Source organism: Streptomyces sp. NPDC088785, assembly GCF_044750685.1.
GTDB lineage: Bacteria > Actinomycetota > Actinomycetes > Streptomycetales > Streptomycetaceae > Streptomyces.
In genome coordinates this window covers 1-16,397 of sequence record NZ_JBIVKH010000003.1, presented here as the reverse complement: position 1 = coordinate 16,397, position 16,397 = coordinate 1, and the positions used below count along the sequence as shown (strand labels likewise).

Annotated in this window: 10 protein-coding genes; 6 read left to right on the top strand and 4 right to left on the bottom strand. The window is 75.1% G+C overall.

Annotation, left to right across the window (positions count from 1 at the left end; all coding sequences use genetic code 11):
- The first annotated feature begins 558 nt into the window (after positions 1–558).
- Both ACIP5K_RS10525 and ACIP5K_RS10520 read left to right on the top strand, forming a co-directional pair.
- A complete protein-coding gene (locus ACIP5K_RS10525; RefSeq protein WP_401407613.1) occupies positions 559–2,655 on the top strand; it encodes an asparagine synthase-related protein in 2,097 nt (698 codons plus the stop codon).
- Positions 2,656–2,885: 230 nt separating this feature from the next.
- Positions 2,886–6,341: an AfsR/SARP family transcriptional regulator gene (locus ACIP5K_RS10520; RefSeq protein WP_401407611.1), complete on the top strand. Its 3,456-nt coding sequence runs from the start codon at positions 2,886–2,888 to the stop codon at positions 6,339–6,341.
- 121 nt (positions 6,342–6,462) lie between these two features.
- On the opposite strand, the gene ACIP5K_RS10515 is transcribed toward ACIP5K_RS10520, so the two are convergent.
- Both ACIP5K_RS10515 and ACIP5K_RS10510 read right to left on the bottom strand, forming a co-directional pair.
- Entirely contained in the window at positions 6,463–8,379 is a 1,917-nt protein-coding gene (locus tag ACIP5K_RS10515; protein ID WP_401407609.1) for a sigma-70 family RNA polymerase sigma factor, read from the bottom strand.
- A gap of 239 nt (positions 8,380–8,618) precedes the next feature.
- Complete coding sequence (locus ACIP5K_RS10510; RefSeq protein ID WP_401407607.1) at positions 8,619–9,398, bottom strand: TetR/AcrR family transcriptional regulator; 780 nt, start codon at positions 9,396–9,398, stop codon at positions 8,619–8,621.
- A gap of 394 nt (positions 9,399–9,792) precedes the next feature.
- Here ACIP5K_RS10510 and ACIP5K_RS10505 point away from each other — a divergent pair, with 394 nt between their 5' ends.
- The 3 genes from ACIP5K_RS10505 (at position 9,793) to ACIP5K_RS10495 (ending at position 13,916) form a co-directional block, all read left to right on the top strand.
- On the top strand, positions 9,793–11,190 hold the full coding sequence (locus tag ACIP5K_RS10505) for an NAD(P)/FAD-dependent oxidoreductase (protein ID WP_401407605.1): 1,398 nt from the start codon (positions 9,793–9,795) through the stop codon (positions 11,188–11,190).
- A 154-nt stretch (positions 11,191–11,344) separates the two neighbouring features.
- A complete protein-coding gene (locus tag ACIP5K_RS10500) occupies positions 11,345–13,033 on the top strand; it encodes a SpoIIE family protein phosphatase (protein ID WP_401407603.1) in 1,689 nt (562 codons plus the stop codon).
- A gap of 52 nt (positions 13,034–13,085) precedes the next feature.
- Positions 13,086–13,916, top strand: coding sequence for a class I SAM-dependent methyltransferase (locus ACIP5K_RS10495; protein ID WP_401407601.1), 831 nt, complete (start codon positions 13,086–13,088; stop codon positions 13,914–13,916).
- Between the two features lie 18 nt (positions 13,917–13,934).
- On the opposite strand, the gene ACIP5K_RS10490 is transcribed toward ACIP5K_RS10495, so the two are convergent.
- The gene (locus ACIP5K_RS10490) at positions 13,935–15,206 is read right to left on the bottom strand and encodes an MFS transporter (RefSeq protein ID WP_401408962.1); all 1,272 of its coding nucleotides are present in this window, start codon (positions 15,204–15,206) and stop codon (positions 13,935–13,937) included.
- Positions 15,207–15,371: 165 nt separating this feature from the next.
- On the opposite strand from ACIP5K_RS10490, the gene ACIP5K_RS10485 reads away from it, so the two are divergent.
- A complete protein-coding gene (locus ACIP5K_RS10485) occupies positions 15,372–15,905 on the top strand; it encodes a MarR family winged helix-turn-helix transcriptional regulator (RefSeq protein WP_401407599.1) in 534 nt (177 codons plus the stop codon).
- 109 nt (positions 15,906–16,014) lie between these two features.
- Here the strand turns inward: ACIP5K_RS10485 and ACIP5K_RS10480 are convergent.
- Positions 16,015–16,397, bottom strand: a 383-nt coding sequence (locus ACIP5K_RS10480) for a hypothetical protein (protein WP_401407597.1), incomplete at its 5' end; no start/stop codon positions are given.

Below are 16,397 nucleotides of genomic sequence, written 5' to 3'. Positions count from 1 at the left end.
CCAGCGTAGTTCGCCGAATCCCAAGCGTTAAGGGCCGCTGTTCCGGATGGCGGGATTGTTGTCCGTGCCCGAGCGCGGCGCAGGCCACGCCGTGTGACCGTGTGCTCCGTGCGTGGTGCCGTGCGCCTGTGCGTGCGCTCTTACTCGGACACCGGGGGAGGGCTTCCATGGAACCTGCGTGGGTCGGCCCGCTGTACTGGATCCAGCGGGCTGGGGGACACCGCCGCCTACATCCCCGCGGGCGGCGGACCGGTCCGGGAGGCGGTGTGCGCCTCCCGGACTGTGCGTTGCGCGATGGGTTGCGCGCTGTGGCCGAAGCGGGGTGGGCACCTCCGGCCATCCCGGGCCGAATTGGCCGAAAGTCGCCCCTGTCGTCCTGTCCGGGTCCGGTGGTGCCACGGTTCAACCGCGGCTCGAACAGGGCGCATTGGGGGGAGCGTACGCCATCGCGCGCTCTCGCTCCGGGCCGCCATTTCACCCTTCACTTGCCCCCTCCTGGGCGCCCCCTTCGTGGCAGCATGGGGATCCCTTGGTTGTCCACAGCTTGTGGAGGCGGCGATGCGGTGGTTGGTGGGGTGGAGCAGCACCGCCCCGGGAGCCGTTGCCTTCGACTCCGCGGGGGCCACGGGCGCGGACGGCGAGACGGTCCACCCGGTGGGCTCGCAGCTGCTGTGGGGCGACCCGGACCCGCTGTGGGCGGTCGGTGACTGGCGCCCCGACGAAGTGCGCATCGTCCAGGCCGACGACCGTACGCGGATCGCCGTGCTCGGCGTGTGCGGCGCCACCGACGAGCAGCTGCGGGTGGGCCTGTTCGCCGCCCGGGGCGGCGCCCTGCGCCACCTGACGGCCTGGCCCGGCAGCTACACCGCGGTCGTCCAGGTCGGCCGCCGCGTCATGGTGGCCGGCGACCTCGCGGGGGCGCGCCCCGTCTTCTACACGCCCTGGGCGGGCGGCACCGCCTACGCCACCGCCGCGCTCCCCCTCGCCGATCTCATCGAGGCCCACCTCGACGTCGGCCACCTGGCCGCGCTGCTCGCCGCCCCCGACGTCCCCGAGGCGCTGCACGACTCGACCCCGTACCAGGGCGTGCGCCGCATTCCGCCGGGGCACGCGCTGATCCTGCGCGCGGGCGCACGCGAGATCGCCGGCTACGAGCCGGTGGCCTCCCTCGCGGTGGCGGCCGCGCCTGCCGACCCGGAGCGCGCCGTGGACGCCGTCCGCGAGGCCCTGGTGGACGCCGTACGGGCCCGGCTGACCGCGCCCCGGCACATCCCCGGCACCGACCTCGACCCCGGCCCGGTGCCCGGCATGGGGCCCGCCGCGCGCCGGGCGGCGCGCGGCATGCCGGTGCCCGGCATCGGCGCCGACCTCTCCGGCGGCCCGGCGTCCGGCACCCTCGCCCTGCTCGCCGCGGGACTGCCCGGCATGCCCGGCACCGTCCTCGGCCACGGCACGGGCGCGGGCGAACGCCTCCTGGCCGTCACCTTCAACGACCTGTCCACCACGACGATCCACCGCGAGGCCGAGCTGGAGCGCGCGGGGGCGATCGCCTCCAATCCCCGCCTGCACCACGTGGTGGTCACCGGCGGCGAGGAGACGCTGCCCTACGCGGACCTGGACGGCCCGCTCACCGACGAGCCCAGCGCCGTCCTCGTCTCCGCCTCCCGCCACCGCGCCCGGCTCGCCTCCGGCAGCGCCGACCACTTCACCGGGTACGGGGCGCGCCAGGTCATGGACGCCCATCCGGCCCGCCTCGCCGACCTCCTGATGGACCGCAGGCGCCGCCACATGGTGCGTCCCGTGGCGGCGCTCACCAAGGCCGAGGGCGGCTCGCTGCGCGTCCCGGCGCGCGTCTACGGAGCGGCCAGGAAGCTCGCCCGCACCTCCTACACGACGGGCCTCGACCACCTGTCCGACCGGCTCCTGCACCGCAGCTTCGACGAGCCGGGCGGCGCCGTCGGCGCCTCGCTCGCCGCGCTCGCGTGGGCGAGACCCGGGCCCGCCGCGCGCTGGCTGACCGGGGAGGCCCTCGCCGAAGTATCGGTTCGCCTCCAGGAGGGCAGGATCCGCCCCGGCACGGGACCGGGCCAGCGCCCCGGCGCGTTCCGGGCCCGCGCCGCCCTCGCCCGGCACGCGGCGGACCTGCGCATCCTGGAGCAGGCCGCCGAGGTCCGCTCCCAGCGGCTGCACGCGCCCTTCCTCGACAACGCGGTGGTCCGCGCCTGCCAGGCGCTGCCGGAGGCGCTCCGGGTCCAGCCCGGCGCCCGCGCGGTCATCCTGCGCACGGTCCTCGAAGGCGCGGGCGTCAGCGACCTGCCGCCCGGCTGGGGAGCCCCCTCGCACGCCACCGCGCAGGCCGCCGCCCGCACCGGCCTGCGCGTCTCCGCCGACCACCTCATCTCGCTCTTCGACACGCCCCTGCTGGCGCAGACCGGCCTGATCGAGGCGCGCACGGTCCGCAAGGCGCTGCGCGCGGCGGCCGACGGCGAGCCGCTGCCGCTGGACGGCCTCGCCGACCTCGTGGGCCTCGAACTGTGGCTGCGCCGCCTGATGTCCCGCCGGGGCACCTGCTGGACCGGCACCCCGGCCCGCGCCCGCGCGGTCCCCACCGGCAGCGTGGTGCCGGAACGGGCGCTGGGCGCCGGACCCCGCTAGGGCCTGTCCGGCGGATCGGGGCGCGGCCGGGTGGCCCGCCGCAGGGCCTGTCCTCCCCACTCCCCACTCCCCACTCCCCGCTTCCTACTCCCCGCTCCCGTCGTCGCCCGGAGAGCGGCCCCGCGGCGTCCGGTGCGTGCTCGCGGCCCGCCGGGTGCCCGCCGGATGCCCACACGCCGAGCGCGACGAACCCCGGGCGCCGGGCGCCCCGCCCCGGGGACAATGACCCGGTGCGGTACACGATCCTGGGAACCACCACGGCGTACGACGACGCAGGCACCCCCGTCCAAGTGGGCGGCCCGCGCCTGCGCGCCCTCCTCACCTCGCTGGCCCTGCACACCCCGCGCCCCGCTCCCACGCCCGCCCTCATCGACGACGTCTGGGGCGACGCCCCGCCCGCCGACGCCCCGGCCGCCCTCCAGGCCCTGGTGGGCCGGCTGCGCCGGGCCCTCGGCAAGGACGCCGTCACCTCGGAACCGGGCGGCTACCGCCTCGCCGCCACCCGCGACGACATCGACCTGTACGTCTTCGACCGGCTGGCCCGCGACGGCGCCGCCGCGCTCGCCGCCCACGCCCCGGAGAGCGCCGCCCGCACCCTGCGCGCCGCGCTCGCCCTGTGGCGCGGCCCGGCCCTGGCCGACCTGCCCGGCCACCCCGCGGCCACCCGCCCCGAGGCGCAGCGCCTGGAGACCACCCGCGCCCGGGCCCAGGCCGACCTGGAGCTGGGCCGCGCCGCCGGCCTCGTACCGGAACTGCGCGAACTGACCGCCGCACACCCCTACGACGAGCCGCTGCACGCGCTGCTCATCCGGGCGCTGGCCGCGGCGGGCCGCCGGGCGGACGCGCTGGCCGCCCACGAGACGGCCCGGCGGGTCCTGGCGGACGGCCTGGGCACCGATCCCGGGCCCGAACTGTCCCGGCTGCACGCCGCGTTGCTGACGCAGCCCGCGGCCTCGGGCACGCCGTCCGGGCTGGGGGCGGCGTCCGTGCCGGGTGCGCCTTCCGGTCCGGGCGCGCCGTCCGTGGCGGGTACGGCTTCCGTGCCGGGTGCGCCTTCCGGCCCGGGCACGCCTTCCGCGCCGGGGGCTTCTGCCGTGGCGGGTACGTCCTCCGACCCGGGTGCGCCTTCCGACCCGGGTACGCCCTCCGCGCCGGGTGCGCCTCCCGCGCCGGACGCCATATCCGCCCCGCGCCCCCCGGCCCGCACCGGCAACCTGCGGCCCCGGCTGAATTCGTTCGTCGGGCGGGAACCGGAACTCGACGCGATCCGCGCCGAGGTGCGGGGCGCGCGGCTGGTCACGCTGACGGGGCCGGGCGGCTCCGGCAAGACCCGGCTCGCCGAGGAGGCCGCCGCCCCCGAACCCCAGGCGTGGCTGGTCGAACTGGCGCCGCTGGACGACCCGAAGGCGGTCCCCGGAGCGGTCGTCAGCGCGCTGGGCCTGCGCGAGACGGTCCTGAGGACGGCCGAGTCGTCGGGCCTGCACGACGACCCGGTCCGCCTCCTCGTGGAGTACTGCGCCCACCGCGAGCTGCTCCTGATCCTCGACAACTGCGAGCACGTGATCGACGCGGCGGCCGGACTGGCCGAGACCCTGCTGACCCACTGCCCGGGGCTCACGATCCTCGCCACCAGCCGGGAACCCCTGGGCGTACCGGGGGAGTCGGTCCGCCCGGTCGAGCCGCTGCCCCCGGACCCCGCCCACCGCCTGTTCGCCGAGCGGGCCGCCGCCGTCCGCCCCGGGTTCGACCCCGCCCGGGACGCCGCCGCCGTCGCCGAGATCTGCCGCCGCCTGGACGGGCTGCCGCTCGCCATCGAGCTGGCCGCGGCCCGGCTGCGCATGCTCACCCCGCGCCAGATCGCCGACCGCCTCGACGACCGGTTCCGCCTGCTGACCGGCGGCAGCCGCACCGTCCTGCCCCGCCAGCAGACCCTGCGCGCCGTCGTCGACTGGTCCTGGGACCTGCTCGACGACGCCGAGCGCACCGCCCTGTGCGAGCTGTCGGTCTTCGCGGGCGGCTGGACCCTGGAGGCCGCCGAGGCCGTCTGCTCCCCGTCCGGCGGCGCCGACGCAGTCGGCTCCCTCGTCGACAAGTCCCTGCTGGTCGCGAGCCCGGCCGACCGCGGCCTGCCCGGCATGCGCTACCGCATGCTGGAGACCATCCACGAGTACGCGGCCGAGCGCGCCGCCGCGATGCCCGAACTGCGGCTGGCCGCCGAGCGCCGGCACCTCGGACACGTCCGCGCGCTGGCCGCCGCGGCCGACCCCGAACTGCGCGCGGCGGGCCAACTGCCGTGGATCCAGCGGATGGAGGCCGAGCTGGACAACGTCCGGGCGGCCCTGACCCGGGTCACGAGCACGCCCGGAGTCGTCGACGAGGAAGCGGCGATCGACCTCGCGCTGCACATGGGCTGGTTCTGGTGGCTGCGCAACTACCGCCCGGAGGGCAGCGGCTGGGTACGGACCATCCGCGACATGCTGCCGGACGCCATCGAACCGGACGCCACCGAACCGGACGCCCCCGCGCCCGACGACACCGCGCCCGACGACACCGCGGACCCCCTCTACTGGCCGCGCATGAAACTGCGGCTGCTCGCCCTCTTCCTCGTCACCGAGTCCACCCCGCAGGAGGTCATCCGCAGCGAGGCCGACCGGGCGTACATGATGCGGGTGCGGGCCGCCTTCGAGCCGCCGAGCCCGCAGGGCGCCACCTTCCCCGGCATCATCTGGCCGTTCACGCTCTTCGTCCTCGACGGCATGGGCGACGTGCGCGAGGCGCTGGACCGCGCCGTCGCGCACTGCCGCCGCTTCGGCGGGGACTGGGAGGTCGGCGTCACCCTGATGTTCCGTACCCACATGGTCGTCGACATGGCGGGTCAGATGGCGGGCGTCGACGACGACCTCGTCGAACTGCGCGAGATCAGCCGCCGGGTGGGCGACCGCTGGATGCGCGCCCAGGTGTGCAGCGCGGCGGCCGAGGTCGCCATGGGGCGCGGCAGCCACCGGGAGGCGCGCGGCGAGTTCGAGGAGGCGCTGCGGCTCGCCTACGAGGTGGGGGCGTACGCGGAGACCCCGTTCCTCATGGCGCGGATCGCCGAGATCTCCTACCGCGAGGGCGACCGGGAGGCCGCCCGCACGGCGCTCGGCGCGGCGGGCGAAGAGGCGGACCGCTACGGCGTCGCCGACTCCACCGCCTTCATCGGAGTGCTGAACGCGCACCTGGCGCTGGCCGACGGGGACGTGGCCCGCGCGCGCGAGCTGTGCGAGGAGTCCCGCGCGATCGCCGAGGACGGCACCCCGCCCCCGCAGTTCCACGCGTCCCTGGGCCTGATCGACGCCCGGGTCACGGCGGCCGAGGCGGGCCCGGAACCCGCTCTCGCCCTGCTCACGGACACCCTGCGCGAGGCGCTGGCGGGGCACTGCTCGGAGATCGTCCTCGCGGGGCTGCTCGACGTCGGGGCCGAGCTGCACGCCCGCCTCGACGACGTGGCGCGGGCGGTCCGGCTGTTCGCGGCGGCGGACGGGCTGCGCTGCGACCGGCCCCGCCCGCAGCCGGAGCGCGACGAGTGCGCGGCCGTGGACGCCCGCGCCCGGGCCGGCCTCGGGGACACCCGGTACGCGGCCGAGCGCGCGGCGGGCACGGCACTCACCCCGGACCGACTCGCGGCCGAACTGAGCGGAACCTGAGGCTTACCGGCACGGGACCACCCACCACCCACACCACCCACCACCCACCACCCACCACCCACAACCCGGCGACCCCGCGGAGCCCACCCCGCCCACCCCGCCCACCCCGGCTCCCCTCCGATCACCCGCAGGCGAACCGCGACTCCGCCCAGTCCGCGACGGCCACCGCGCCGCCCGGGCCCCGGGACTCCGTCACGAGGCGGATCGTCTTGTGCCCGGTGAGGTTCACGTGCGCGGGCACCGCCGGGCCGTGGCCCCGGACCACCGGCGACCGCCAGGCCCGCGCCCCGTCCACGTAGACCGAGAAGCGGACGGCGCCCAGACCCAGCGTCATGTCGTCGACGCCCGCGAGGGCGTCGTACGCGGTGCAGGCGCGGTTCAGATCGATGGTGACCGAGGACCGCGCGTGCACCGAGACGCCGTGCGCGTACCGCTTGCCCGCGATCGACATGCCGTAGCGCTGCCAGACCCAGCTGCTCTCGGCGAGCCGGATCTCCGGCTTGGTGCCGTCGCCCGTGACGCCGAAGTCGAGCGCACTCAGCTGGAAGACGGCGGGCGCGGGCGGGGCAGGGGGCGTCGGTGCGGGCCGGGGCGGCGTGGGCCTCGGCGTCGGCTCGGGCGTCGGTTCCGGGGCGGGCGGCGGCTTCGGCTTCGGCTTCGGTTTCGGCTTCGCGGGGGCGGGCTCCGGCGGCGCCTTCGAGGCGGGGGCCGGGGTCGGCGTGGGGGTCGGCTTCGGGGTGGGCTTCGGCGCGGGCGGCTTCGGTGCCGGCTTCTCCGGCTCCGGCGGCAGCGGCTGGGAGACCGGCGGCTTCTCCTTCCTGGCCTCCGGCTCCTGCTTCGGCTCGCCGCCGGTGAGCGCGATGGCCAGCGCGGCGGCGGTCGCGGCCGCCACCACCCCGGCGGCGATCCCGGCCTTCGCGGGCGCCCCGAGCCCCTCGGAGGCGGCGGCGCCCGCCGCACCCCCGGTCGCGCCGCCGCTCGCCGCCGCGGCCGCACCGGCGCCCGCCGCGCTCGCGGCGCCACCGCCGATGAGGGCGACCGCCTTCGCGTACCCGGCGGCACCGAACCAGCCGATGACCGCGACCGGCACGACCCCCGGGATGCCGCTGGCGACCTCCTTGATCTGCCCGGCCGCGAGCCGGCACTTGGCGCACTCCTCCATGTGCTTGCGCAGACCCCGCTCGGCCCGCGTGCGCAGGCTGCCGCGCGCGTACGCGCCGAGCCGGTCCGCGTACCGGGAGCACTCCTCGGACTCGGTCAGGGTGGCCGAGACGTGCGCCTGGAGGTAGGCCTCCTTCAGGCCCTCGCGGGCGCGCTTGGCGAGCACCCGGGTGCCGTTGGCGTCGAGGCCGAAGAGGGTGGCGACGTCACTGGGCGACTCGTCCTCGACCTCGGTGTGCCACAGCACGGCCTGCCAGCGCTCGGGCAGCGAGCGGAAGGCCCGCATGGCCATCGACTGCTCGGCCTCCTGCATGGCCCGTACGTCCGCGCCGAGTTCGAGCGTGTCGTCGTCCAGCACCTCGGCCGACCGGGCGGCCTGGTCGGCGAAGACGGCGAAGTCGTCGACCAGGTGCTCGCGCCGGGCCGACTTCGTCCAGGACGCGGCGACCCGCCGCACGGTGGTCAGCAGATAGGCGCGCACCGCGTGCTCGGGGCCGCTGCCGCCGCGCACGGCCTGGAGCATCCGGGCGAAGACCTCGGCGGTCAGGTCGTCGGCGGTGTGCCCGTCGCGGCAGCAGGTGCGGGCGTAGCGGCGCACCGCGGCGGCGTGCCGGCGGTACAGCTCCTCGTACGCGCTGTCGTCCCCCGCGCGCATCCGCCCGATCAGGTCGGCGTCGGACGGCGGCCGGTCGCCGTCGGCGGCCGTCCCCTCGCGCTGGGCCGGGACGGACATCCCGGCCTCGGCCGGGGGCGCCGGTGCGGGCCGGCCCGAGGTCCGGTCGGGGCCGCCCTGGCTCGGTACCTGCCGCGCGGTGAGGTCCTCCGCGCCCGTCCCCCCACCGCCGGGCCGCTGCTCGCCCTGTCCGTCAACGCTCATCGCGGAAGCCCCCGCCTGCACACTCACGGCCGATCACCGGGAAAGCGTGCCACACGGGATGTGCGCGGCGACCGGCTCTGCACGGCAACCACTCATCCGTGGAGATTTCCCGCACCCGAGCACTACACGTCACCCGACCGTGCACCCACAACGGGCCGGAAAACGACAGGAGTTGACCGCGGATGACCTGTTCCGGTCACCCGCGGTCGAGGCTGTTCCCGCGCGCTACGCGGCAGGCGCTACGCCGGCCGCGACCGCAGCCCTTCGAGCAGGATGTCGAGCAGCCGCGCCGACGCCGCCGCCTGCTGCGCGGCGTCCGGCAGCGAGGGCGCCGCCGTCGCGATGACGAGCAGCACGTCCGACACCGTCACGTCGGCCCGCAGTTCACCGGCCTCCCGGGCCCGGTCCACCAGCCGGCCCACGACCTCCAGGAGCGCCGCCGCCCCCGCGTCGTCGGGACCCAGCGCGTCCACCAGCTCGTCGGCCGGTGCCACCCGCTGCTCCACGAGACGCAGCCCGGGCCCGCTCCCGCGCTGCTCGGGGACGCGCGTCTCGTCCCGTGCGGCATCCCGCCCGGGCTCGTCGGCCACGCCCACCCGCAGCACCTGCGGCGGAAGCAGCCGGCCCGCGCCGGAGGCGACCGAGGTCCGCAGGAAGCGCGAGAGCGCCGACCACGGCTCGTCCTCCTGCCCGAGCGCCGTCCGGGCCTGATCGGTGAGCCGGGAGGTCTCCTCCTCGGCTATCCGTCGCACCAGTACGTCCTTGCTGGGGAAGCGCCGGTAGACCGTGCCCACGCCGACGCGGGCGCGCCGCGCCACGTCCTCCATGGGTGCCCCGTACCCCAGCTCGCCGAAGACCTCGCGGGCCGCGCGCAGCACATGCTCCAGATTGCGCTGGGCATCCACCCGCAGCGGCGTCGAGCGCGAACTGTCGCCCGCCGACCGCCCGTTGGCCCCACCCGGGACGCCGGACGGCGCCACGGCTGACACCGAGGTCCAATGAGTGTCCTGAATATGCATATGTGTTCCCCCGGTAATGACGTCTCCCCCCGGAGACACTCCCCGCCATTGTCTGCCGGAGCGTGAGGAACAGACAGCTGATTTACGGGACCGACCCTGCGGTCCGCCAGTGCGTCCCCCGACACCCCGACAGCACACGAACATAGTTGAGCGGGAGTCAATTCAGAAGGGGCAGGTTCCGCACGGAGCGCCCCCCGAACGGAGTACGCGCCGGTTCCGCCCCGATTGCACCCCCCGCCTCCACCCCCGCTTCCCGCGCTGACCTGCGGTTCTGCCCGCGTGCCCGGGGGCGCGCCGGGGCTGAACGGCAGGTTCCGCCCGCCGTTCGCAGGCCACACAATTTGCCGGGGCTGTGGACAAAATCAAGGGGCCGATGCGTCATGGGACGGTGACGATGCCAAGGACGCCATCACCGGAACCCGCCCGCATCCTGGTCGTCGGCGGCGGTTATGTCGGGATGTACACCGCGCTGCGCCTCCAGAAGAAGCTCAAACCCGAACTGCGGTCCGGCGCCGTGGAGATCGTCGTCGTCACCCCCGACCCGTACATGACGTACCAGCCGTTCCTGCCGGAGGCGGCGGCCGGATCGATCTCCCCGCGCCACGTGGTCGTCCCGCTGCGCCGGGTCCTCGGCCACTGCCGGGTGATCGTCGGCGAGGTCGTCTCCGTGGAGCACGCCAAGCGCACGGCGATGTACACGACCCTCGCCAGCGACGAGGAGGGCACCGGCCCGGCCGCGCTGCGCTACGACGAACTGGTCCTGGCGCCCGGCTCGATCTCGCGGACCCTGCCGATCCCCGGCCTCGCCGACCACGGCATCGGCTTCAAGACCGTCGAGGAGGCCGTCGGCCTGCGCAACCACGTCGTCGAGCAGCTCGACATCGCCTCCTCCACCCGCGACCCGGCGGTCCGCGACGCCGCGCTGACCTTCGTCTTCGTCGGCGGCGGCTACGCGGGCGTGGAGGCGCTCGGCGAGCTGGAGGACATGGCCCGGTACGCGGCGAAGTACTACCACAACGTCAAACCCGAGGACCTGAAGTGGATCCTCGTCGAGGCGGCGGACCGGATCCTGCCGGAGGTCGGCCCGGAAATGGGCCGGTACACGATCCGCGAACTGCGCGGCCGGAACATCGACGTACGCCTCGGCACCCGCCTGGAATCCTGCGAGAACCGGGTCGCGGTCCTCTCCGACGGCTCCCGCCTGCCCACGCGTACGGTCGTGTGGACCGCCGGGGTGCGGCCGAGCCCCCTGCTGGCCGCCACCGACCTGCCGCTGACCGACCGCGGCCGGCTGCGCTGCACCCCCGCGCTCGCCGTCGAGGGCGTCCCGCACGCCTGGGGGGCGGGCGACGCGGCGGGGGTCCCGGACGTCACCGCGCCGGGCAAGGAGTGCGCGCCCAACGCCCAGCACGCCGTCCGCCAGGCCAGGACGCTCGCCGACAACATCGCGGCGTCCCTGCACGGCCGCCCGCCGGCCGACTACCGGCACGCGTACGTGGGTTCGGTCGCCTCGCTCGGACTCCACAAAGGTGTCGCGCACGTCTACGGACGCAAGGTGAAGGGCTACCCTGCCTGGTTCATGCACCGCGTCTACCACCTCAGCAGGGTGCCCACCGCCAACCGGAAGGCCCGCGTCCTGACCGAATGGTCCCTGTCCGGCCTGTTCAAGAGGGAGATCGTGTCGCTCGGTTCGCTCGAAAGGCCACGCGCCGAGTTCGAACTCGCGGCCGGTGACGTCCCCCCTGAGGACCCTTCCGCCCCGCCCCGCGGAGGTCCGCGCGGGGCCCCCTGACCGCACCCGCCCCGCCCCCGACGCCCCGCTGACCCGAGCGCGGAACTCCCGCCCGCGCAACGGCGTCCCACGTTTGTCAGTACGGTCGGCCAGACTGGTCCACGACCATGGACGGGCCGAGCGCCCGCCCTCGACCCCACGAGGCTTTTCCCAAGTGAACTTCACGCGCTGGAGCGCCCGACTTCCCGGAACGCAGCGCCGCGCCGCGGCGCGGGCCGATCACGGCGTATCCCAGCGAGGCGACGGCGCGGTGCCGCCCGCCCGCGCCGAGCACCTCCCCGACGACGCACCGCACCCGGACGCCCCCGACGGCACCGCGGACACCGGGAGCGCGGGCGCCGCGGGCGCCGCGGGGGTGGACGGGCTGCCGGTCCGCGCCGTCCTCGACCGCATCCCCGGCCTGGTCGCCCTGGTGCACGGGCCGGAGCACCGCGTCGCGTACGTCAACGACGCGTACGTCGCCGCCTTCGGCGACCGCCCGCCCGGCGCACCGGCCCGCGAGGCCCTGCCCGAACTCGACGAGCTGAGCCTGCTCCCGCTCCTCGACCAGGTGCTGCGCAGCGCCAGGCCCCGCACGGTCAAGTCCCGCAGGACCTCGGGCGGCCGCTCGTACACGGTGACCTGCACGCCGCTGGAGACCGCCGAGGGCCCCGGCGTCCTGGTCTTCGCGGCCGACGTCACCGACCACGCCGAGGCCGCCGAGCGGCTGCGCACCAGCGAGCGCCGCCAGCGCGAGACCGCCGTCACCCTGCAACGCTCCCTGCTGCCCCAGGAGCTGGAGGAGCCCGACGACCTGCGCATCGCCGCCACCTACCAGCCCGGCGGCACCGAGGCCGCGGTCGGCGGCGACTGGTATGACGTCATCACCCTCGGCGGCGGCCGCACCGCCCTGGTCATCGGCGACGTCATGGGCCGCGGCGTGCGCGCGGCGGCGGTGATGGGCCAGCTCCGCACGGCGGTCCGGGCCTACGCGCGCCTGGACCTGCCGCCGCACGAAGTACTGCAACTGCTGGACGGGCTCGCTACGGAGATCGACCCGCAGCAGATCGCCACCTGCGTCTACGCCGTCCACGACCCGAACGAGGGCCGCCTGGTCTACGCGTCGGCGGGCCACCTCCCCATCCTCGTACGGGACGAGAACGGCACGATCCACCGCGGCGACGAGCCGACGGGCCCGCCGCTGGGCACCGGCGGCTGGCTGCACGCGTCGGGCTCGGTCCCGCTCGGCCCCGGCTCCACCGCGGTCCTCTACACGGACGGCCTGGTCGAGCGCAGGGACGAGGACATCGACGAGGGCGTGGCCGCGCTGGAGCACGCGCTGGCCGGCGCCACCGGCACCCCGCAGGTGATCTGCGACCGGCTGATCCGGGCCGCGGGCGTCACCGCCGACCACGACGACGACGTGGCGGTCCTGGTCCTCCAGCACCCGGCCCGCAAGGGCTCGGCCGGCGAGCTGTTCCGCAACGCCGCGCTGGAGCTCCTCGGCGGCGTCGAGGCGGCCCCGCGCGCCCGCGCCTTCGCCTCCGGCGTCCTGACCAGCTGGCGCTTCGCCCCCGACCTGCACGACCTGGGCGTCCTGGCGGCCAGCGAGCTGGTGGCGAACTCGCTCCAGCACGGCATCCCGCCGATGCGCCTGCGGCTGCGCCGCACCGACCGCCGCCTGATCATCGAGGTCACCGACGGCGACGACCACCTCCCGCGCCGCCGCCGCGCGGAGCCGGCCGACGAGACGGGCCGCGGCATCGCCATCGTCGCGACCATCGCCTCGAACTGGGGCTCGCGCCGCACGCCGGGCGGCGGGAAGGCGGTGTGGTGCGAGTTCGTGCTGCCGGACAGACCGTAGGCGCGCCGCGCGGACCCTGGGCAAGGCGGCCCCGGGCTGCTATCAGCTCCCTATGACAGACGCAGCAGACGCAGCAGATGCCGCACCCGTCGCAGACTTCCGGCCGACCGGCGGCGCCCCCGAGCGCTACGAGCGGTACGTCGCCCCGCTCATGGCCCCCTTCGTCACCGCGCTCGTGGACGCCGCCGCCCTGTGCCCCGGCGACACCGTCCTGGACCTGGCCTGCGGTACGGGGTTCACGGCCCGGCTCGCGGCGGCCCGGGTCGGCCCGGCCGGCCGGGTGCACGGCGCCGACATCAGCCCCGGGATGCTGCGGGTGGCGGTGGCGCACCGGCCGCACCTCTACCCCGACATCGAGTTCGCCGAGGCCTCCGCCGACCGGCTGCCGTACGCGGACGGCGCGTTCGGGGCGGTCCTGTGCCAGCAGGGCGCGCCGTTCTTCCCGGACCTGGCGGCCGTGTGCGCCGAGGCGGCCCGGGTGACCGCGCCGGGCGGCCGGTTCGCCGCCACGACCTGGAGCCACCTGGACCGTTCGCCGTACTTCCTGGCCCAGCGCGACACCCTCGCCGAACACGCGGGCGACGCGGCGGCGGCCGACTTCACCCGGGCCTTCGCCGTCACCGGCGACGTCCTGACGGCCGCGCTGCGCGGGGCGGGCTTCACCGAGGTGACGGCGCGCCCGCTCACGCTCGACGTGACGCTCCCGCCGCTGGCCGAGCACGTGCCCGGGCACTTCTCGGCGCTGCCGTGGAGCAAGCTCGCCGCGCCGGAGGCCCTGCGCGAGGCGGGCGGGCGCTTCGCCGCCCGCTTCGCGGACCGGGCGGCGCCCGACGGTTCGGTGACGCTCCCGTTCACGGCGACGCTGACGACGGCGGTCCGCTGAGACCCCGCCCCGCCCCGCTCAGGCGTCGGCGGACGCGGGTTCCGGCTTGCTGACCCGCACCACGCGGGCCGGGGCGAGCGACGGCTGGTCCTGGAGCGGGGTGAGCCGCTTGCCGAGCCGCAGCGCGAGCACCGTGATGCCCAGCGAGAACAGCAGGAAGGTGACGATGTACGGGCCGTGCAGGGCGGCGCCCATGGGCCCGCCGACGGCCGGCCCGACGGCGAGCGCGAGCTGCTTGACCAGCGCGAACGCCGAGTTGTAGGAGCCGACCATGCCCGCGGGGGCGAGATCGGCGACCAGCGGCGCCACGGTCGGCGACAGCATCGCCTCGCCGAGCCCGAACAGCGCGTACGTGGAGACGAACGCGGCGGTGGCCATGGCCTGGCTCGCGTGGCCCAGTCCCGCGTAGCCGGCGGCGATCCACGCGACGGCCCAGATGAGGCCGACGCCGGCGATGACCCGGGACCGCTTGCGCCGCTCGACGAACTTCAGCACGGCGAACTGCGCGACGACGATCATCGCGGTGTTGGCGGCGAGCGCGATGCCGAGCGTGGACGCCGAGATCCCGGCGGCCTCGACCCCGTAGGCGCTCAGGCCGGACTCGAACTGCCCGTAGCAGGCGAAGAAGAGCACGAACCCGAGTCCGCACAGCTGCACCATCGCCCGGTGCCCGAGCAGCGTCCGCAGCCCGCCCCCGGCCGCGTCCTTCGGGGCGGCCTCACCGAGCGCGGCGCCCTCCGGCATGCGCACGGTCCACACGATCGCGGCGAGCACGAGGAACATCACGGCCTCGATGGCGAACAGCCGCAGGAAGCTCTCCGGCCGGCTCTCGTCGACGATCTGGCCGCCGATGAGCCCGCCGATGCCGAGCCCGAGGTTCTGGAGGAAGAACTGCGTGGCGAAGGACCGCGTCCGGGTCTCCGGCGTCGAGCACCACACGATCATGGTGGCGAGCGCCGGCTGGAGCACCGCGGTACCGGCGCCGAGGACGGCGGCGGCCCCGATGGCGGCGGGCTCACCGCTCGCGAGACCGAGCCCGAGCGCGCCGACGGCCGCGACCCCGGACGCCACGAGCAGGACGGGCATGGGGCCGCGCCGGTCGATGGCGCGACCGGTGAAGGGCAGGACGACCAGGGCGGCCATGGCGAAGGCGGCCAGCACGATCCCTGCCGCACTGGCGCCGAGATCCCGTACTTCCGCCACGTAGACGTAGAGGAACGGAACCGTGAAACCCACGCCGAACGAACTCAGCGCGCTACCCACCTGCACACGCCGCATCGCGGCGCCCATCGCCCTGGTCACTTTCACCTGCCCTTTCGCAGTTGCCCGCACGAGAAGAAGCCCCCAGGAGGCGGCCAGCGCTCAACCCTGAAGACTTCGAAGCTAAAGTTAGAAGCTAAACAATACATACCGAAGGACTTCAACGCCAACCGCCGCCGTGCCATACTTCGCGGCATGGCAGCCGAGCCGACCATCGAAGAGCAGATCGCCGCATACCAGCGGGAGTTCCAGGACCTCGACCCCCAGGTCGAGCAGATCGTCTCGGCGCTGGGCAGACTCAACCGCCGGATGAACGTCGCGTACGGCCGGCAGACCTCCGAGATCGGCATCAGCAACGCCGAGTGGGAGGTCCTGAAGGCCCTGGTCCTCTCCGGCGCCCCCTACCGGATGGGCCCCGGCGACCTGGCGAAGCGGCTCGGCCTGACCCCGGCCGCCATGACCCACCGCATCGACCGCATGGTCCAGGAGGGCCTGGTCACCCGGGACCGGGACGAGAACAACCGGGTCCGCGTCATCGTGGAGCTGACCGCCGACGGCCGCGAGAAGTGGCTGCACGCCATGCGGCTGGCCACGGTCTTCGAGGAGGACCTGCTCCAGGACCTCTCCCCGGCGGAGCGCAACGCCCTCGGCGAGGTCCTAACCCGCCTCCTGCGCCGGGTGGAGCACGCCCAGCCCGACGCGGGCGGCCGGCTCAACGACCTCGACTGAGGAGACCTCGGCCGGGGTTGACACGGACTGGCCCGGTCCGTAGAGTTCTTCGGGTTGCCGCAGAGCCGTAACGGTTCTCCGACAGCACATCCAGCCGCTGAAGCGGCACTCAAACACCAGCACGATCTCCCAGAGCGGGATTGTCTTCGGCATGTCCGAATTCAATTCGAAATTGGGTTGCGAACGTCCCGATCACCTCGATTAGGAACTGCCGCAGGGATCCGCTAAAGTTTGAGACGTCGGAACGGCCCAACAGGCCGCGAAGACAAGCCCGCTGACTGGGAATCAGGCCCGAAAGGATCTGATAGAGTCGGACTCGCCGGAAAGCCGAAAGGTCGGAAAGCGAAGCAAAACCCCGAGGAAATCGACCGGTAAAACGGTCTGATAGAGTCGGAAACAAGAAAGACCGAAGGGAAGCGCCCGGAGGAAAGCCCGAGAGGGTGAGTACAAAGGAAGCGTCCGTTCCTTGAGAACTCAACAGCGTGCCAAAAA